Here is a 19,234-nt window from a genome sequence, read left to right on the forward strand (position 1 = left end):
CCGGGTTCGCACCGCCGAATTGTCACCCACGCATACTCCACCGGTCGACGGATCCGTGATCCGCGCAGGTGGCGAATGCTGTTGACGCGCGACGGAAACGTCCCGGCCCGACCGGGTTCCGGTGTTACCGTTGCCATATGGCCGACGCGCGCGCGGTGAAACATCGCATCGTCACCACAGTCCAACGTCTGGTGGCGAATCCGTTGAACCGGCGGTTGCCCTTCCAGCAGTTGCTGGAGACGACCGGGCGCAAGAGTGGCGAGCCCCGTATCACGCCGATCGGCGGTGCGCGGGTGGGCAACGAGTTCTGGTTCGTCTCGGAGTTCGGGGAACGGTCCCAATACATTCGCAATATTCGGGCGAACAACAGGGTCCGGGTTCGGACGGGTGGGCGGTGGTATTCCGGGACGGCGCATGTGTTGCCCGACGACGATGCCCGGAAACGGCTGCGTTCGCTGCCCCGGGCCAATGGCGCCATGGTGCGGATCATGGGGAACGACCTGCTCACCGTGCGCGTGGATCTGGATACCTGATCGAGTTCGCGCGGTTGGGGGAGGCGGCGGTATCGATCACTCCGCGGGATGGACGTGGTAGGTCACATCGGTGGCCGAGAGTTCCGCCCCGCAGTGCGCGCACTCCAGCCGCTGCCGTACCGCGCCGCCGTCGGCGCGATGGGTGAGCGACAGGGCGGGACGTTCGACGATCCAGCGATCGCCCCAGCGCATCAGCGCCACCGTCACGCCGTAGAGATCCAGGCCTTTTTCGGTGAGGCGGTACTCCTCGCGTGGGGGATGGTCGCTGTATCGGCGTCGCTCGAGTATTCCGTTGCCGACGAGCCGGTCGAGTCGATCGCTGAGGATATTGCGCGCAATGCCCAGATTCCGTTGGAACTCGGCGAAACGGCGCACGCCGTAGAAGCATTCCCGCAAGACCAGGAAGGTCCAGCGGTCGCCGACCGCGCTCAATGCGGCGTCTACGGAATCGTGACGGATCGAGGGGGGTCGAGGCATGGTCGCAGCCTAGCGAGAACCGGTTGCACCAGGCGGTACGCTGTGGTCTCCTAGTTGGTAGCAAAATGAAACCTAGCTGGAGGTGGCCTTGAAATGACTGTTGTCGAGGCTTCGATCGATGACGACAACCCCTATCGGGACCTCACCCCGGAGCAGGTGACCGCATGGTTGAGTCGGTATTTCCACGGCGTTATCGGTCTTCGATTCACCGAGATATCCGCGGATCGGGTTCGTTCGGAACTGCCGGTGACCCCCGCGCTACAACAGGGGGCGGGCATTGTGCACGGCGGGGTGTACTGCTCCGTGGTCGAATCGACGGCAAGTGTCGCCGCCACGGCATGGTTGGCCGGGCGTGGGCGGGTCATCGGCGTGAACAACAACACCGATTTCCTCCGGGCGGTGTCGTCCGGAACGCTGTTCGCGGAAGCGACCCCGGTGCATCGGGGGCGTAGTCAGCAACTGTGGTCGGTCGAGGTCACCGACGATCGGGAGCGGGCGGTCGCGCGCGGGCAGGTACGGCTGCACAACGAGTACGGGCAGGTCACGCTCCCGGAGCGGCCGACGCCGTCGAATGGCTGATTCGGTCGAACCGTCACGGCTCGGGTGCCACCGTCCTCATCCGCGGTGCCGGTCTCGTCGCGAGGAAGGCCTCAGTCGACAGGGGGTTCGTCGTCTTCGGCGCGGTCGAGGATGGCTCGGGTGTGGGAGTCCAGGTCGTTCAGAGTGGAGATCAGATCGAGGGTCGGCAGGTCGGAGGTCTCCTCGGCCATTCGGCGGAGTTCGGCCATGACCGTGTCGATATCGTCCTCGGGGTTCGTGGGCTCATCGGTCCGAGCCGTGACGGGCTGCCAGGCGATTGCCTGCTGCCACCACGGGTCGTCGGTGGCCCAGGCCCAGATGGTCTTGTGGACCAGCTCGGTGTTGTCGGTGAGCAGTCGATAGAAGTCGTCGATTCGGCGGTGCTCCAGTTCGTGGACACCCTCCGGTAGCCGTCGGGTGCCGATATGGCACATGGGGGCGCGGGTGACGGTGAGGGTGGGGGTGGACGGGTTGTCGAGCAGTTCGCGCAGGAGCTCCTCGGTGAGATAGGGGAGGGTGATCTCGCCGACGGTGATCGGCATACGGGCCCGCCGGCGAGGGCTGTAGAGGCGGCGTGCGGTCACATCGAAAACCGCCAGGTCGCGTTCGCCGGTCAGGGTGAGCAGGGCGGATAGACAGGCGATCCGATCGTCGACCGTGGCGCGCAACAGCAGACCGCGCCCATCGGGTGGTCGGTGCACCGACAGACCGGCATCGGCGCGGTCGATCAATGCGTAGACCACCCCGACAACCGGAAGAGGCGCCGTCGGTTCGGGTGCGCGCTCCATCGCCACGTACTGCTCGTATGCCTGTTCGGCCGAGTCCGTTGCGGCGGCGGGCAATACGGCGAAGAGGAAACTCACCCGGTAATTACAGCAAAGTTCTCATAGAAATTCGCGGGATGGACGGTGAAAAGTTCTGATCCGCAGCGAGATTCGGGATCAGAACCCCGCGACGCCGGCAAGTTGGCCGATACCGTAGGTAACGCCCATGGTGAGGGCTCCACCGCACACCACCCGGACCGCGGCCCGTGCTCGACTACCGCCGCCGAGTCGCGCGCTCACCGACCCGGTGAGTGCCAACGCCACCAACACCGCGCAGATCGTCACCGGAACACGAGCCGACACCGGCGGAAGCAGAATCGCCGCCAACGGCAGCAACGCGCCCACCACAAAGGAAATCGCCGACGAGAACGCCGCATGCCAGGGATTGGTGAACTCCGCCGGATTCAGGCCGAGCTCCACCTCGGCATGTGCGGCGAGCGCGTCCCGAGCGGTCATCTCCTCGGCCACCTTCCGGGCGGTCTCCGCGGAAAGGCCCCGCATCCGATACAGCTCCACGAGCTCGGCCGGCTCGTCCTCCGGCGCCTCGTGCAGTTCCCGGCGCTCCAATTCGATCAGCGCTCGTTCGCTGTCGCGCTGGGTGCTCACCGAGACGTATTCGCCCACCGCCATGGAGATCGCTCCCGCTCCGACACCCGCCACACCCGCGGTGATCAGGGTGTCCGTGCTGGTCGTGGCCGCCGCGACCCCCACCACCAATCCCGCTGTCGACACGATCCCGTCATTGGCGCCCAACACCCCCGCGCGCAGCCAGTTCAGTTTCGCGGCCAGTCCCGTGCCGTGCGGTTCGCGCGATGAAGCCTCGGCATCGCTCATGACGTCAGCCTAGGGAATGTTTCGGCCGTGGACGCGACGGTGACATTTCGACTCGCGGCGGGAGGCGAAGCGGAGGTGGTCGCGACGCCGGGCCGGGGTTCGGCGACACTGTAGGGCATGACCGAGACCGCTGCTGCCCCGGAACACCTCGATGTGGTGATCGTGGGGGCGGGTCTGTCCGGTGTGGGCGCCGCCTACCGGCTACAGACCGAATGCCCGGACAAGACCTATGCCATCCTCGAAGCCCGGGGCGATATGGGCGGTACCTGGGATCTGTTCCGGTACCCCGGGGTCCGTTCGGACTCGGACATGTTCACTCTCGGCTACCCGTTCAAACCGTGGCGCGATGCCAAATCCATCGCCGATGGACCCTCCATCCTGCGCTATATCCGGGAAACCGCCGCGGAATACGGGATCGACCGCCGGGTTCGCTACCACACCAAGGTGGTGGCCGCCGACTGGTCGACCGAACACGCCCGCTGGACCCTCACACTGGAGCGCCGCGACTCCACGGGTGCCGTCGAACGCGGCACCCTGACCTGCGGATTCCTCTACTCCTGCGCCGGTTACTACGACTACGACCGAGGTCACAACCCCGAATTCCCCGGGATCGAATCCTTCACCGGCACCGTGGTCCATCCGCAGTTCTGGCCGCAAGATCTGGACTACCGCGGAAAACGCGTGGTGATCATCGGTAGCGGCGCGACCGCCGTCACCCTCGTGCCGTCCATGGCCGACGACGCCGCGTCGGTCACCATGCTGCAACGTTCCCCCACCTGGATCGGGGTCGTGCGCGGGCGGGACGCCTTCGCCGACCGGGCGCGCGCCCTGCTGCCCCCGGACCTCGCCCACCGGTTGATCCGCACCAAGAACATCCTGTTCGGCATCGGCTTCTACCAGTACTGTCGACGCCGCCCGGCCGCCGCGCGGAAACTGCTGACCGGCCTGGCCACCCGCATTCTGAAGGACGAGAAACTCGTCGCCGAACATTTCACACCCCGCTACGACCCGTGGGATCAGCGGTTGTGCGCGGCGCCCGACGCCGATTTCTACCGCGCCGTGCGTAAAGGGAAGGCCGAGGTGGTCACCGACCATATCGACGGTTTCGTTCCCGACGGTATCCGCCTGCGTTCCGGTCGTGTCCTGCCCGCCGATGTCGTGATCGCCGCGACCGGACTGCGACTGCTGGCCTTCGGCGGTATCGCACCCACCGTCGACGGGAGGCCGGTGGACCTGGCCCGCCAGTTCGTCTGGCAGGGCGCCATGGTGACCGGGCTGCCCAACTTCGCGGTATGCCTGGGCTACACGAATTCCTCCTGGACCCTGCGCGCCGACCTCACCTCACGGTTGGTCTGCAAGATCTTGCGCCATATGGATCGCAACGATTACGCGGCCATCGTCCCTCGCCCCGACCGCGGTCTGTCCGAACGCCCACTGATCGATCTGACCTCGGGGTATGTACAACGCTCCATCGGCCACTTCCCGCGCCAGGGCGACCGGCATCCGTGGCGGGTGCGGCAGAACTACCTGCTCGACTCGGTCACAACGCTACGAACCCGACTGGGCAAAACCCTGGTGGGAACACCGCGCTCGGCACTGCGAACCCCGGTCCGGGCCGAGGTGTGAGGAGGTTCGGTTACGCCGTCGTCAGGGCACCGCGTAAAGGTAGAGCAGGACGAGGGTGCCCACGCCCATGAGTGGGGTGAGAATCCAGGTTTCGACCTTGTTTCCGGTGCGGGAGATGACCGGGATGGCGGCGCGCTGTTTCAGCGGCCACAGCAGTGGGCAGCCGCGTTCGGTGAGACAGTCGCCGACCAGGTGGATGAGGCAGCCGAGGCCGATGGCGAACGGGAGCCAGCGGGGGGTGTCGGGAAGCCAGCGGTGCATGAGGATCGTCCCGGCCCCGGCGAAGATCACACAGAGGCCGTAGGCGCGCAGCGAATCACCCGAGGGACTCAGGTGTAGGGCGCGCACCCCGAAGGCGAGCATGACGAAGACCAGTCCCAGGGTGAAGGGGCGGCCGAGGAAATGCTGGCCCGCCCAGGTCGCCCACCCGGCGAGGATCACGAACAACAGGCTGTGGGTGGCGTGGCGGTGGCCGCCCGAGATCGTGGAAACACCTTTGGCCAGGTAGTGACTCACCGGGCCCAGAGACTGGGCGATGGTGCCCTTCGGGTGGTCGATATCGGGCAGCAGTGCCGCGCCCGCGGTGATCAAGGTGCCGAGCACCAGCTCCATGGCGCTGATCCGGACCGGTCCCTGGATCAGTTCCATCGCGTCCGCGGCGGCGACCGGAACGAGGGTGGCGGCCGCGGCGAAGGCCAGGGCGCCGCTGGTGGCATGGGAGTGACCGAGCAAAAGTGTTTCCCCCGAATCGGTGGACCTGGACAGCCCGACCAACTTAGCAACCCGAACCGATGCGGTGAGAACTCCGAAGTCCTGGTGATCGGATGGCTGTGGCATGCCGCAGGTGGTATTGCCATGTGCTCGGGAAGGGATGCGGCCGAGTCCCGAGACGGTGGGCCGGACTCGTGACATCGGGGGGCCGAGGGCGTCCGGCTCGGTGTCGGTGTCGGTGTTGATGTTGATGTTGATGTCGATGTCGATGTCGATACCGCCCTCGACCGCGCCATTGCGGCGTGTTGCGCATGACACGCCGTGGGGTTTTATGGGGAACCGAACGTCACATACACCTGTGTTCGGAATCGATGCCATATTGGCCCGATCGGATCGGCGCGCGGCGGTCCGGGTGTGGGGGAGTCATACCGGATATGGGGGAGATCGGATGTCCGAGTATCGACCGGTATTGCGGCCGGTTCCTCGTTTCGAACCGTCGGCTCGTCGCCATCCGAACGAGCCGGACCGGGGTGGTTCCGGTTCGGAGGTAGGGGGTGCGGTTGGTTCGCGGGCGGAGACCGAGGGTGGTGGGACCACTCGCGCGACACCACCACGAGAACGGGCCCACTCGCAGCCGACCTGCGGGAACGCCGTGGTGTCGAAGGGGCGGCGGGGTGGTGGTTCCGTTACCGCGGTCTGTTCGAGTGGCGTTCCCCGTGGTCGGCGTCGCTCGCGGATGGGAGCGGTATCGGGCCACGGTGTTCCCGAGGGGGTGCGCCAGGTATTGCGCGCCGGACATACCGCGGCGATGGCCGAGGCCCGCGAATACTCCTGGCGTGTGCTGCGGATGGTGCTCGAGGTGCTGGACCGTAGGCGTCCGGTTGCCCAGCTCGCCCGGTTCGCGTCACCGGCGGTGCAGGCGGCGGTGGGCACCCTGGTCGGCGGGAACCATCTGCGCCATCGGGAACTGGGCACCGCGGTATTGGCGAGAGTGCACGTCATCGGCGGCGACGACGGCGCCATCGAGGTGTGCGGTACCTATCAGCGGGGTTCCCGGCATTTCGCCATCGCCGCCAGAATCACCCGTGCCCCCGCGACGGGGTGGCAGCTCACGGCTCTGCGCGTGTAGTGCCGCGCGGTTCGCGGAGAATATCGTCGAACCCATCGGATACAACCCATCGGATACATTGGCCAACCGGGCGGCGGAGCGGTCCGCGGCTCGGCGCCTGCTCGAGGATCGAGGGAGTATGACCAAGACTGCGCTGGTGACCGGTGCGTCGTCCGGTATCGGCCGGGCGACCGCGCGGCTGCTGGTCGAGCACGGTTATCGAGTGATCGGGACCAGCCGGCATCCGGAGACGATCGCGGAGTCGGACCGGATTCCCGGTGTGGAGTACCGGGCGCTCGACCTCACCGATGTGGCGGGGATCGAGGAGTTCGGCGCGCAGCTCGGCCCGATCGACGTGCTGGTGAACAATGCCGGGGAAAGCCAGTCGGGTCCCTTCGAGGAACTACCGCGCGAGGCGCTGCTGCGCCTGTTCCAATTGAATGTGTTCGGCCAGGTGCGGCTGACGCAGCTGGTATTGCCCGGGATGCGGGAACGGGGATACGGCCGCGTCGTCATGGTGGGATCGATGCTGGCCAGCTTCCCGCTGGCCTACCGTTCCTCGTATGTGGCGGCCAAGGCCGCGATCAAGGGATTCGCGGACGCTGCCCGTTTGGAGACCTCGCCGTTCGGGGTATGGATCACCACCGTCGAACCCGGATCGATCAGCACCGGTATCGGGGAACGCCGCACCAAATACATTGCCGAGGATTCCCCCTACGGCGATGACTTCCGAACCATGCTCACCCGGCTGGATCACAACGAACGCAACGGTATCCCGCCGGAGAAGGTGGCCGCGCTCATCCTGCGCGCCATCGAAGCAGACCGCCCGAAACCGCTGTACGCCACCGGAAGTCGGGCGCCGCTCGTGTTCCTGCTGCGGCGGTTGGTTCCGGGCAGCGTTATCGAGCGGGTCGTCGCCCGGGTGCACGGTCTGCGCCGATGAGCCGGTGAACATGCCGGAGAACCCCCGGCCCCGGTTGTTCGTGGGGTGCGCCATGTGGTCGCACCCCACCTGGCCGGCCGCATCGCGAGAACGCCTGCGCACCTACGCCAGTTGGTGCAATGCGGTCGAGGGCAACACCACCTTCTACGCCGTCCCGGCCCGTCACACCGTCGAATCGTGGGCCCACCAGACCGATCCGGACTTCCGATTCGTACCGAAACTGCCCCGCACCATCACCCACGATCGCAGGCTGTCGGGCGTCGACGCGGAGCTGCGTGACTTCCTGAACGCCGTCGAACCGTTGGGACCGCGGCTGCACGCGCTGTGGGTGCAGTTGCCGTCCGCGTTCGGTCCGACGGATCTGGGGTCGTTGGCCGCGTTTCTGCGCGATCTGCCGGGCGGGTACCCGCTCGCGGTGGAGGTCCGCCACCGTGCCTTCTTCGACGACCCCCGGGCCGCGTCCGGGTTGGAACGCGTCCTCGACCGGGTGGGCGCCGAATGGATCCCCTTCGACACCACCACACTCTTCGCCCGAGAGGCCACCAGCGCCGCCGAATACGAGGCGAGGTCCAAGAAACCGCACCTGCCGCGTCGGGCCCGCGCCCTCACCGATCGGCCGATCGTGCGATATCACGGCTGCGATGACAGCGCCCGCACCATCGAGGGTTGGCAGCCGTGGATCGGCACGGTCGTCGACTGGTTGCGCGAGGGACGTTCGCCCACGGTCTTCGTACACACCCCCGACAACGCCGGCTCCCGTGTCCTCGCCCGACGCTTCCACGACGAGATACGCGCCCACATCCCGGAATTGGTGCCACTGCCCGACCCCGCATCCGCCGACCCCTTGACGCTGTTCTGAAGCATCGAATCGATGTGACGGTTCATGAGCCGGATGCTCGAACGCATCACGGCCGACGTCCCTGCTCACCATGCTGTCGATGACTCGTCGGCGCCTGGGCAACGCTATCGTTGATCCATGAAGTTCGTTGCAACACAATAAAATACGCATTTGCGTGCAAAACCCAAGTGATACCCTTACTTCTCGGTCCGGTCCGTAAGAGACCGATTGGGGGACGAGGAGGCCGGGTGAGTAACCCTGATGTGCCGACCGATTGGGAGCGGAAGCGGTTCGGCGATCTCGCAGTGACCTTGCGCCGGGCGATCCCGGTTGCTTTGCAGGCCGCGCACCAGCGTGCGCTGGAATCACACAGGGGCCTGGGACTACAAACCAATCACGCCTACGGGCAGATATGGCTGGCGGCTCCGGACGAGCTGATCAAAGCGTTGGAGCCGCTCACCGAGGTGCGTCGTGTCCGCCCACCCCGGGCGCAGCACGACCTGCCGATGGTCGGGGAGAACAACGTCATTTTGTACCCGTGGAAGTTCTCCGACAACGCGTACTCCGACCTGCGCACGGCGAAGATGAATACTCCACTGTCCGATCTGCGGCAAGAACTGCTTGCTCTGATACCGGTCGTGGATGCTCAAATGACCATCGATCAGGCCATGATGAGCGAGGCGGAGCTGGATGCCTACTACGCGGAGCTGACCGCGATGATCGAGGAAGCCGACTCCGACAGTTGCACGGTCATCATCGCCTATGCCAGTAATCCACGCTCGGGTATCCTCCGTATCTACTGGGGCGATGCCTCGGGGGTCGACGAACGCGGACATGTGCTCTGGAATCACGTGGAACAGATCCCGCTCATCGATGGTGAGCAAGCCGGCGGTGTGGAACTGCGACCCGTGGGACCGGCATCTGCTCCTTCACGCCCCCAACGGTTCTACGAGGCCGAGCTGGAGGATATCGAGCTGAGCATACGCCCGCCGTTGGCCTCGCCACCGGAGCCCGAACGGCCGATCCCACGCGATGAAACAGGAAGTGATGACTGACGACCGCTCGCGACTACGCCTGTTCGGCCGTGTCGAGCCTGCCGCCGACGCCGCCGAAGTCGTCCAGGTCTTCGATGCCGCGCGTCTGACCCAGGCGCGACAGCTGGCCGGGATGACCAAAGCGGCCCTCGCTGCCGCGGTGCGGGTCTCGGCGGCCGCGGTATCGCAGTGGGAGGCGCATACTTCGCTGCCGCGGCCGGACCATCTGCAACGGCTGGCCGATATTCTCGACGTCCCGGTCGAATTCTTCGCCAGGGGGCGTCCCCATGCTCGTCTGGACGCCTCTACCGCACATTTTCGCAGCCTGCGTTCGACCCGATCCTCTCAACGCGCCAGGGCCATCGCGTTCGTCGAGCAGGTGTGGGAACTCACCTATGCTCTGGAGAAGAGGGTGCGGTTTCCTGCGGTCGACCTACCCGGGTTCTGCTCGGAGGAACCGCTCACCGAACCTGCCGACTCACCTGTCGAGCCGGTTCAGGCGGCACAAGCGCTCCGGAAACGGTGGGGATTGGGTGACGGTCCGGTTCCGCATCTGATCCGCACCATGGAGATGCACGGTATCGTCACCACCATGGTCGCCTTCGCCGGCGCCGAGACCCCCACCATCAATGCCTTCTCCACCTCCCGGCTCCCACGACCACTGGTGGTCATAACCCCGGACCGGGGAGATGACGTGTACTGGCACCGCTTCACCGCTGCCCACGAACTCGGCCATCTCATCCTGCACCGTGACGCCGCCCCCGGTGACCCCCGGCAGGAACAGGAAGCGGACGCCTTCGCCGCCGAATTCCTCACTCCCGCCCATCGCCTCGCCCCCCGGCTGTCGACACGAGTCGATTTCGGAATCCTCGAAAGTCTCGGCCGAGAATGGGGAGTATCGGTCAAATCGCTGATCTATCGCGCGTGTGAACTCGGTGTCCTCTCCGAAGCCGGTGCCCGGCGCGCCTACCAACGTCTGCACCACCTCTACGAACAACGGATTCTCACTCCCGAACCGGTCACCGACTACCCCGGCGAAATTCCCACTCTGCTCAGCAAAGCTTTCACCCTCGCCGAAGCCGCTGGAATACTCACCACCGCAGACCTCGCTCGCGAGCTACGGTGGAGCATCCCCCGACTGCGGCTACTCCTCGGACAGGAGTGCCGGCGTCCTGCACTCCGGCTGGTCTGAGAGGCTCTGCGGCCGATCGCCGAAAAGCAACGGAAACCTCCACTGATCCATGATCAGAGTGTGTCCTTCGGTCCTGGCGGCAGGATAGGCCGTGTATCTGCCGTTCGCGCATGCTGTAATGGCGGGCGGCAACCGCGAATGGGTACAGGCGTCGACCTGTTCGCCGAATACTCCGGTGAATCTCGAAGCAGGGTTGACGGGCGAATTCCATACCGATACAGTCAGAGCTCTCATGGGTACTTTGTTGTTCTTCCTGTAATCACGCCCCCGACGCGTCGAGCACCACTCCTCAGGTGAGTGCAGCTCCGCGTTCTTCACCCACCACGCCTACCGGTTTATCCGGCTGCTCTTGCGTGTGGGTTCTCGCAATCCCGGCCGTGCGCCGAGAACAGGAGGACATTCATGCTTACCGCTGCTCAACTCACCCTCTCCGAGGTCACCAAACGCTACAGCGATCGTCCGGTTCTCGATCGCGTCTCACTCTCGATCCGTCCTGGTGAAACGGTCGGTATCGTCGGCGACAACGGTTCCGGTAAATCGACACTGCTGAGATTGCTCGCCGGACAGGAACAACCGGACAACGGCGATATCCGCGTTTCGGCGCCCGGCGGAATCGGTTACCTTCCCCAATCACTCGAACTACCGGGGACCGCAACCGTCGCCGAGGCGATCGACCTGGCACTGGCCGATATTCGTGAACTGGAGAACGATTTACGTAGCACGGAAATCGAACTGGGCGCCGAGGGTTCGTCGGCACCGGCGATGGCCCGCTATGCGGAGTTGCTGACACGGTTCGAAGCACGAGGGGGATACCTGGCCGACCAGCGGGTGGACACCGCGCTGGCCGCACTCGGGCTTCCGAATCTGGCGCGCGACCGCACACTGGACACCCTGGCGGGTGGGCAGCGATCCCGGCTCGCGCTGGCGGCCACCCTCGCGGCCGCGCCGGAACTGCTGCTGCTCGATGAGCCCACCAACGATCTCGATGATGTCGCGGTGGGCCGGCTCGAACAGTATCTGCGCGCTCATCGCGGCACCACCGTGGTGGTGACGCACGACCGGGTGTTCCTCGAGCGGCTCACGGATGTGATCCTCGAGGTCGAGGACGGCCGGGTCACCCGGTTCGGGGACGGATACAGCGGGTACCTGCGCGCCAAAGCGGCGCAACGGCAGCGAATGGCGGAAGAACATCGGCAATGGAAGGAGGAGCTGGCTCGTAACCGCCGCTTGGCCGAGTCGAATGTGGCTCGGCTGGAGGCCATTCCGCGCAAGCTTCCACTCGCGGGATTCGGCGACGGGGCCTTCCGGGCGCGTGGGCGTGATCACGGCGCCCGCGCGCGGATCCGCAATGCCAAGGAACGCCTGGAACGGCTCACCGAGAACCCGGTGGCGGCACCGCCGGAGCCATTGGATTTCACCCCGGACCTGGATTTCCACGCACCGGCGGCAGGTGAGCCGGTGGTCGCGATGAGCGGGGTACGGGTGGCCGGTCGGCTCGAAGTCGACGAGATAACCCTGGCCGCGGGCGAACGTCTGCTGGTCACCGGCCCCAACGGCGCGGGCAAGACCACGCTGCTGCGGTTGCTGGCCGGCGAACTGGAACCCGACAGTGGATCGGTGCGGGTGCGAGGCCGGGTGGGTCATCTACGTCAGGAGGAAGTTCGGTGGCCTGCCGAGATGACCGTGCTACAGGCCTTCGCCCACAACCGTCCGTGGCATCCGCAGGAGTACGCCGACGAACTGCTGCGAATGGGGTTGTTCCGGCCGCAAGACCTGGATGCCCGTGTCGGTGACCTCTCCTATGGGCAACGCCGACGTGTCGAGTTGGCCCGTCTGGTCAGCGAGCCGGTCGATGTGATGCTGCTCGACGAACCGACCAACCATCTGTCCCCGGCGCTGGTGGAACAACTCGAGCAGGCACTGACCGGATATCGCGGTGCGCTGGTGCTGGTCACCCATGATCGGCGCATTCGCGACCACTTCCGGGGCACCCGACTCGAAATCCGCGAGGGGGTGTGTTCGGAGGTGAGTGCGACAGTGGCGCGGACGGCATGAACCGGGCGGTGGCGCGGTAGCGGCCGCGCCACCGGGTTTTTTCGTCGATGCGGATTTCCGCGTCCGGATCACGTGGATGGGTGTTCACACAGTGTCGCGCGCTTCGGAGGCGGCTGCCCGGCGAACTTCGATGGTGGACGACCATCGACGTCATGTGACGTATCGAAATGATGTCCTCGGAAGAGGTTTCGATACGGGCGCGCCGGGTTCATGGTTCGGCCGTCGACCACCCCGACCATCCGGCTGTCCTCACTCGGGATGGTGCGGTGGCCGGCTTCCTGCGAGGGGCGGCCACCGCATGGTGGGAGTCGTCGGAACCGGAACGGTTTCCGAACCTCGGTCAGCGGCCCGGGTAGGTGTACGCGCTGCGGAAGGTGAGGACCCGTTCGCCGTAGGAAGCCAGTGGTCGGGCCTCGGCCGCCTGACGGATACCGCTGGCGGGCAGTTCGGTCAGCTTGGCGAACATGGGGGTGTTGCCGAAGGCGGTGCGCACCTGGGTTTCCGAGGCGTAGTCGGCGCCGTAGTCGGCGAGTTTGCCGAAATCCAGGGGAGCCAACGGGGTGTCCAGGGCGACCGGTTCGGCCGGGCGGCCGAGCGCCGCGTACTGGGTCGCGGCGCCATGCTCGTACCAGCACAGTTCGTAGGCGACGTTCTCGGTGGTCGTCACGCTCACCACCGGCCAGCGCTGCGAGAGGTGCAGGGCGATGGGGTGTTTGGCCACCGGGGCCACTTCCCATTTGAGACTCATCACCGCCACCCAGCTACCGGACAGTCGTTCGACCAGGACGATATCGTCGCCCAGGACGGGGTTGGTGTTCATCTGTGGATCGGGGGTGGCCCAATGGCTTTTGTCCACCCCGTGGAAGCTGGATATATCGACCTGCCGGGCGCCGTGGGAGGTGAAGGCATCGATCACCGCCTCCCGCACCTGCTGTACCGCGTCGGGAGCCGAGCAGAGCACACTCAGCGCGCCGAACGAGGTGGCGATCTCGACGGGTTCGGTGGGACGGTCGGGCATGGCGCCCGCCACCAGCGGTTTGAGGCCGATCAGCGCCAGATGCCAGTTGATCTCCTCGATGGTGGAGAGATCACCGGAGCTCTGATACAGGATCTGCTGCTGGGTGAGCCGACCCGCTCGTTCCAGGGTGGGGCATTCCAGTTTCGCCAGCGCCTTACAGGTCTTGAGGGTGAAGCCGACCTCATCGATCTTCATACCGCGCAATCGGGCCGCCATCTCGGGAGTGGTCAGGGCGGCATAGCGTTCGCGGTACATGGCGATGGCCTGTTTGCGTTCCCGGCCCACCATGAGCGTGCGCAGCAATGTGTTGAGGGTGGCGAGATATTTCCGGGACTGATCCGGATCGGAGGCGAACAGCGAGGCCCGGATGCGTGCGGCCTCGTCGGTGGCGGTGACCGCGGCGCCGGGGTCCAATCGGCACAACCACACTCCGCATTTCGACAGGCCGTCGGCGCAGACCCCCGCGGCATGCGGGTACTCGTGCGCCACCCTGGTGTAGGCGTTACAGGCGTCGCGGATGGTCGCGGCGGCCAGTTCCCGGTGGCCGATGGCGCGCGCGGCCTGTTCGAGTAGGCGCAGCGCGTCCTGCACCTCGGTCGCGAACCGCGCCGAGACATGTCCGGCGGTGAGCCAACGCAACCGGATGAGGACGGCTTCCTGCGCCGGCTCCAATGCGCCGGCGGACCGGTCGCGAACGGATTTGTCGTCTTTGGTCGCGATGAGCGCCGCGGCGAGTTCGCACAACGAAGTCGCGAGCCGAAGTTCGCTTTCGGCCGTGCGATCTCGTGCCGCGCGACGTTTTTCGGCCACGTGGGCCTCGATGGCGATCAGATCCATCGCGATCTCAACTCCCGCATCACCTTCCGCGTACGGTCGTCGGCCGGCCGTATATGAGCAGTCTTCGAGAGTGTGCCACAGATCGGGACCGGCGGCACCGGTAGCCGGTCGGTATCCGGCTCCGGATCGAACGAACCGCTTCCGCGCTCGCCTTACGCCCGGTACGGTCGAGGGATTTCACCACTCGGTCGCGAACGGGTTCGTCGATGTCCGGGGGCGTGGGCCGAGCTGCTCCGCGTCGTCGGCCCCTTGTCGCCGGACGGCCGACCATGCCCTCGAGTGATCGACCGTTCCGGGTGTCCGAGTGGCGCTACCGGCGATCCGGGGAGGTTGCGCGGTCCGGTCGGGCTTGCGGGTCGGCCGACGGTAGGAGTTGTTCACCCCGGCCGGATGTAGAGGTGTTCGGTCGGGTATCCGGCGGTCGACACGGGCGCGTCATCCGGACGGGACAGTTCTGGCGATACTGTCGAATCGCGGTTTACTTTCGGCTATCCTCGCGGCTACCGGGCGAACGCCCGGTGGGACACTGAGGTCCCGGCCGTGTTCGTCGATCTCGGTGACCCGTGCAGGCCCGGCGGTCGGGAAGCGGCCGCTGTCGTTCGTAGAGGAGCCGCATGTATCCCGGTGCGCACGTCGACCGTTTTCCCGATAAACCAGCGGTTATCCTTGCCGAACGCGACGAAGTGTTGACCTACCGGGAGTTGGAGGACAACTCCATCCGGCTCGCCCGACACCTGTACGAGGCCGGTCTACGCAAGGGCGACCACATCGCGTTGCTGTCCGTCAACGACCCGAAGATATACGAGGTGTACTGGGCGGCGTTGCGATCCGGCCTTTACATCACCGCCGTCAACTGGCATCTGTCCCCGGCCGAGATCGGCTATATCGTCAACGACTGCGATGCCCGCGCGCTCATCGTGTCGGCCGATCTGGGGGAGGCCGCCGAACAGATCGTCGCGGATACGCCGGGCGTGGAGATCCGGCTTGCCTTCGGTGGTGGCGTCACCGGTCACAAGTCCTACGAGGACGCCCTGGCGGCCTCGTCCCCCGAACCGCTACCCGACCAGCCGCGTGGCGCCGACATGCTCTACTCGTCCGGAACCACCGGCCGGCCCAAGGGCATCAAGCATCCACTGCCCGAACGGCAGGTGGGCGACCCGCCCGGTGATGCCTACACCGCCGTCTTCGGCCCCCTCTACGGGTTCGACACCGACAGCGTGTACCTGTCGCCCGCACCGCTCTACCACGCGGCGCCGCTGCGGTTCGGCGGAGTGGTGCACGCGCTCGGCGGCACCCTCGTCGTCATGGAACGCTTCGACGCCGAACGGGCGCTGGCCGCGATCGACCGCTACCGGGTAACCCACAGCCAGTGGGTGCCCACCATGTTCGTCCGGATGCTGAAACTGGACGAGGCCACCCGGGCGCGCTATGACGTGTCGAGTCTGAAGGTCGCGATCCACGCGGCGGCGCCGTGCCCGGTCGATGTCAAACGCGCCATGATCGACTGGTGGGGGCCGGTGCTGCACGAGTACTACGCCTCGACCGAGGGCAATGGGGTCACCTTCATCGATAGCGAACAGTGGTTACGCAAACCCGGATCGGTCGGACGGGCCGGGCTGGGTGTCATTCGGATCTGCGATGACGACGGGCGCGAACTGCCCACCGGGGAAATCGGCGCGGTCTATTTCGAACGCGAGGAAATGCCGTTCGCCTATCACAACGATCCCGCCAAGACCGCGCAGGCGGTCCACCCCGAACATTCCACCTGGACCACCACCGGCGATATCGGGTATGTGGACGAGGAAGGTTATCTGTTCCTCACCGACCGCAAGGCCTTCATGATCATCTCCGGCGGTGTGAACATCTACCCGCAGGAGGTCGAGGACGCGCTGGCGCTGCATCCCAAGGTCTTCGACGTGGCCGTGATCGGGGTCCCCGACGAGGAAATGGGTGAGTCCGTCAAGGCCGTCGTCCAGGCGGCGCCCGGTGTCGAGACCGGCCCCGAGCTCGCCGAGGAACTGCGGATCTATCTGCGTGAGCGGATCGCCCACTACAAGGTGCCCCGCAGCTTCGACTTCGTCGACGAGCTGCCGCGTACTCCCACCGGGAAGCTGGTCAAGGGCAAACTCCGCGACCGCTACCGGTGAGGTCGAGCAGCCGATACGCGCCTATCGAGGCCGCTCCCCGTTCTCCAGATCGACGCGCACGATGACGCTGTCCGGCCACAGCGACCGTGCTCGTGCGCGTCGGATTTTTTCGCGCAGTGGCAGGTTTCGGTGCACATTGGGCACGCCGGGGATCTTGATCAGCGGTATCAGATTCCATTGCAGACCGTAGCGGTCGTGTAGGGCGCGTTCGGCGCGTTCGGCGGCTTCTCCGTCGAGGATGGTCGCCGTTCCGTGCACCGAGTCGACGCCGTCTCGCACCCGACCGCGATAGTCGCACGGCCACAGCTCGACGCGCGGGTCGGCCTGGAGCCGTCGGGTCTTGGGGCCGCGTTTGGTGCGGAACACCAGGGTGCTGCCGGTGAGGTGGAACCAGAGGGGGGTGTCGACCGGGGTGCCGTCGCGGCGGTGGCTACGGAGCAGGACGTAACGGGACTTCGCGAGCGTCGCCGGTGTGGTGGTACTCATGGCGGTATTGAAGACCTTCGAGTCGACTCGAAGGCAAGATGGTGAGTCGACTCGAAGGCAAGATGGTGGGTCGACTCGAAGGCAAGATGGTGGGTCGACTCGAAGGCAAGATGGTGGGTCGACTCGAAGGCAAGATGGTGGGTCGACTCGAAGGCAAGGTGGCGGGTCGACTCGGAGCCGAGATGGTTGGTCGGCTCCGCCTCGGGCTAGCGGGGCCGGTCGTCGTCGGCCAGGTCCGCGTCGGTTTCCCACAGGCTCGGCGCGCCCGGCAGGATATCGGGCAGATCCGGCAGGTCTCGGGTGGCCTCGGCCAGCGGCGCGAGCATGGTCTCCGTCTGCTCCTTGGCCCGGCGCACCGCTTCCCGGGCCACCGTGGTGATCGTCTGGCTCAGCTGCTCGGCCGTGCCGCGCATCGCTGCCGGGGTCACCCGCACCTCGACAACCGCTCCGGCGGAATCGACGATCACCTCCACCCCACCGTCGGAGGACTGCACCGAGACCCTGAGCTCGGCCAACTGCCGCCGCACCTCGCCGATCTGCTGCTGTTGTTGTTCGAAGGCGTCCATGAGCCGATGCACCTGGTTGCGCAGCCCCTCGTTGGTCGAACGCAGCGCGTCGTGTTCCCAGTCGTCCACAGGCACCCTTCTTCCTCTGCGGGTGATCTCGTTTGCCGAAGATGTTCACAACGAAACCGGTCGGGTGTTCAGCCTAGAAAAGTTACGGGCCGCTCGCGACGTGACGGTCCATGCCGTCGGCCGTCACGCCCGTGACCACGTTTCGCCCATCTCGTGCCGGGCACACCGCTCGAGTAGGTCCCGTCCGGAACGGACAACCGTCGAACGAGCCGAAAGGAGCAAAACCATGGCTCAACAGAGCCTGACCGGGAAACGGGTCGCGATCCTCGCCACCGACGGTGTGGAGGAGGCCGAGCTCGTCCAACCGCGGGCGGCGGTCGAGGACGCCGGCGCGACCACCCGGCTGATCTCCCTGAAACCGGGCCGTATCCAGGCGATGAACCATGATGTGGAAAAGGGCGACACCTTCACCGTGGACGGTGTGGTGGCCGACAGCGACCCGAACGATTTCGACGCCCTGCTGCTCCCCGGTGGCACCGCCAACCCGGACAAGCTGCGGCAGGACGAATCGGCGATCCGGTTCGTAAAGGAATTCTTCGCCGCCGGTAAACCGGTCGGGGTGATCTGCCACGGTCCGTGGACCCTGGTGGAAGCGGATGTGGTCCGGGGCCGCACCCTCACCTCCTATCCCAGTCTGCGTACCGATATCCGCAATGCCGGCGGCAATGTCGTCGACGAGGAAGTGGTCACCGACAACGGTCTGGTCTCCAGCCGCAATCCCGGCGACCTCCCGGCCTTCTGCGCCAAGATCGTCGAGGAGTTCGCCGAAGGCGAGCATCGCGTGCATCCGGAAGGCGCGACCGCCGGTCGTTGACCCGGTGCGACGCGGAACATACGGCCCGGTCCGGGCAGGGAATATGGGTAGATCGAACCGGCTGTCGAAAGATGTGGCCGATATGACGAACGATGTCGAGAAACGCTGGACCGATCGGGGAACCTATCGCCGAGCCGGGCGATATGTGGCAGCGGTGCTGGTACTGGCGGTTGTCGTGTTCGGGGTCGCCGTCTTCTACGCGTCGTCGCGGTGCGGCGACGCCGGCACCCAGCTGTGTGATGGACCGGCCCAGGTCGCGGTATTGCTCGGGCCGTCGACCGTCGCACTCCTGGGGGGGATCGGTGCGTTCGTGCAGACCTTCCGAGAGTGGCGACGCGGCGGGAACTGGCCGATCTGGCAGGGAGCAGGCTGGCTGTTGTTCCTGATCATGCTGTTCTACATCGGTATAGGGGGCACATCGACCAGCACAACCTGAGCTGCTGTGCGGTGCCCTCGTCGACCGAAACATCGCACGCACCATTCTGCTTAAGTAGGTAATCGGTAATCGGGCGGGGTACACCGATGCGGCGCGGTCGCGAAAAG

General features: G+C 66.0%; 19 protein-coding genes. 12 read left to right on the forward strand and 7 right to left on the reverse strand.

The window, feature by feature from the left end; all coding sequences use genetic code 11:
• The first annotated feature begins 137 nt into the window (after nt 1–137).
• Nucleotides 138–533: a nitroreductase/quinone reductase family protein gene (locus tag ON32_RS05010; RefSeq protein WP_040789034.1), complete on the forward strand. Its 396-nt coding sequence runs from the start codon at nt 138–140 to the stop codon at nt 531–533.
• A gap of 36 nt (nt 534–569) precedes the next feature.
• Here the strand turns inward: ON32_RS05010 and ON32_RS05015 are convergent, their stop codons facing one another.
• Complete coding sequence (locus ON32_RS05015; protein ID WP_040789035.1) at nt 570–1,010, reverse strand: winged helix-turn-helix transcriptional regulator; 441 nt, start codon at nt 1,008–1,010, stop codon at nt 570–572.
• Nucleotides 1,011–1,103: 93 nt separating this feature from the next.
• On the opposite strand from ON32_RS05015, the gene ON32_RS05020 reads away from it, so the two are divergent.
• Entirely contained in the window at nt 1,104–1,589 is a 486-nt protein-coding gene (locus tag ON32_RS05020) for a PaaI family thioesterase (protein WP_051132871.1), read from the forward strand.
• 71 nt (nt 1,590–1,660) lie between these two features.
• On the opposite strand, the gene ON32_RS05025 is transcribed toward ON32_RS05020, so the two are convergent.
• A complete protein-coding gene (locus tag ON32_RS05025) occupies nt 1,661–2,452 on the reverse strand; it encodes a hypothetical protein (protein WP_040789037.1) in 792 nt (263 codons plus the stop codon).
• A gap of 78 nt (nt 2,453–2,530) precedes the next feature.
• Entirely contained in the window at nt 2,531–3,247 is a 717-nt protein-coding gene (locus ON32_RS05030) for a VIT1/CCC1 transporter family protein (protein WP_040789039.1), read from the reverse strand.
• A 117-nt stretch (nt 3,248–3,364) separates the two neighbouring features.
• Between ON32_RS05030 and ON32_RS05035 the strand changes: the two genes are divergently transcribed.
• The gene (locus ON32_RS05035) at nt 3,365–4,873 is read left to right on the forward strand and encodes a flavin-containing monooxygenase (protein WP_040789041.1); all 1,509 of its coding nucleotides are present in this window, start codon (nt 3,365–3,367) and stop codon (nt 4,871–4,873) included.
• Nucleotides 4,874–4,894: 21 nt separating this feature from the next.
• On the opposite strand, the gene ON32_RS05040 is transcribed toward ON32_RS05035, so the two are convergent.
• Entirely contained in the window at nt 4,895–5,902 is a 1,008-nt protein-coding gene (locus ON32_RS05040) for a metal-dependent hydrolase (RefSeq protein ID WP_245550809.1), read from the reverse strand.
• A 418-nt stretch (nt 5,903–6,320) separates the two neighbouring features.
• Here ON32_RS05040 and ON32_RS05050 point away from each other — a divergent pair, with 418 nt between their 5' ends.
• From ON32_RS05050 to ON32_RS05075, 6 genes are all read left to right on the forward strand, one after another.
• Nucleotides 6,321–6,713, forward strand: a complete 393-nt coding sequence (locus ON32_RS05050) for an Rv3235 family protein (protein ID WP_051132872.1) — start codon at nt 6,321–6,323, stop codon at nt 6,711–6,713.
• A gap of 118 nt (nt 6,714–6,831) precedes the next feature.
• Nucleotides 6,832–7,635 carry an SDR family oxidoreductase gene (locus ON32_RS05055; protein WP_040789080.1) on the forward strand — a complete coding sequence of 268 codons (804 nt, stop codon included), beginning with the start codon at nt 6,832–6,834 and terminating at the stop codon, nt 7,633–7,635.
• 10 nt (nt 7,636–7,645) lie between these two features.
• Entirely contained in the window at nt 7,646–8,494 is an 849-nt protein-coding gene (locus ON32_RS05060; protein WP_040789045.1) for a DUF72 domain-containing protein, read from the forward strand.
• 227 nt (nt 8,495–8,721) lie between these two features.
• Entirely contained in the window at nt 8,722–9,528 is an 807-nt protein-coding gene (locus tag ON32_RS05065; protein ID WP_157224077.1) for a hypothetical protein, read from the forward strand.
• Entirely contained in the window at nt 9,521–10,699 is a 1,179-nt protein-coding gene (locus ON32_RS05070) for an ImmA/IrrE family metallo-endopeptidase (protein ID WP_083874042.1), read from the forward strand. The genes ON32_RS05065 and ON32_RS05070 overlap by 8 nt, the downstream gene beginning before the upstream one ends.
• A 402-nt stretch (nt 10,700–11,101) precedes the next feature.
• Complete coding sequence (locus ON32_RS05075) at nt 11,102–12,754, forward strand: TlrC/CarA/OleB/SrmB family ABC-F type ribosomal protection protein (protein WP_040789048.1); 1,653 nt, start codon at nt 11,102–11,104, stop codon at nt 12,752–12,754.
• Between the two features lie 340 nt (nt 12,755–13,094).
• Here ON32_RS05075 and ON32_RS05085 read toward each other — a convergent pair whose 3' ends face one another.
• Complete coding sequence (locus tag ON32_RS05085) at nt 13,095–14,609, reverse strand: hypothetical protein (protein ID WP_040789052.1); 1,515 nt, start codon at nt 14,607–14,609, stop codon at nt 13,095–13,097.
• Between the two features lie 614 nt (nt 14,610–15,223).
• Here ON32_RS05085 and ON32_RS05090 point away from each other — a divergent pair.
• Entirely contained in the window at nt 15,224–16,756 is a 1,533-nt protein-coding gene (locus tag ON32_RS05090; protein ID WP_040789054.1) for an acyl-CoA synthetase, read from the forward strand.
• Between the two features lie 21 nt (nt 16,757–16,777).
• Here the strand turns inward: ON32_RS05090 and ON32_RS05095 are convergent, their stop codons facing one another.
• Together ON32_RS05095 and ON32_RS05100 are read right to left on the reverse strand one after the other, a co-directional pair.
• Nucleotides 16,778–17,242: a PPOX class F420-dependent oxidoreductase gene (locus ON32_RS05095; RefSeq protein ID WP_040789056.1), complete on the reverse strand. Its 465-nt coding sequence runs from the start codon at nt 17,240–17,242 to the stop codon at nt 16,778–16,780.
• Nucleotides 17,243–17,448: 206 nt separating this feature from the next.
• Complete coding sequence (locus ON32_RS05100; protein ID WP_157224078.1) at nt 17,449–17,883, reverse strand: YbaB/EbfC family nucleoid-associated protein; 435 nt, start codon at nt 17,881–17,883, stop codon at nt 17,449–17,451.
• A 220-nt stretch (nt 17,884–18,103) separates the two neighbouring features.
• Between ON32_RS05100 and ON32_RS05105 the strand changes: the two genes are divergently transcribed.
• A complete protein-coding gene (locus ON32_RS05105) occupies nt 18,104–18,691 on the forward strand; it encodes a type 1 glutamine amidotransferase domain-containing protein (RefSeq protein WP_040789058.1) in 588 nt (195 codons plus the stop codon).
• An 82-nt stretch (nt 18,692–18,773) separates the two neighbouring features.
• Entirely contained in the window at nt 18,774–19,127 is a 354-nt protein-coding gene (locus ON32_RS05110) for a hypothetical protein (RefSeq protein WP_040789086.1), read from the forward strand.
• The last annotated feature ends 107 nt before the right edge of the window (nt 19,128–19,234 follow it).

The sequence above is a fragment of the Nocardia paucivorans NBRC 100373 genome (genome assembly GCF_000308675.1).
Taxonomy (GTDB): Bacteria; Actinomycetota; Actinomycetes; order Mycobacteriales; family Mycobacteriaceae; genus Nocardia; species Nocardia paucivorans.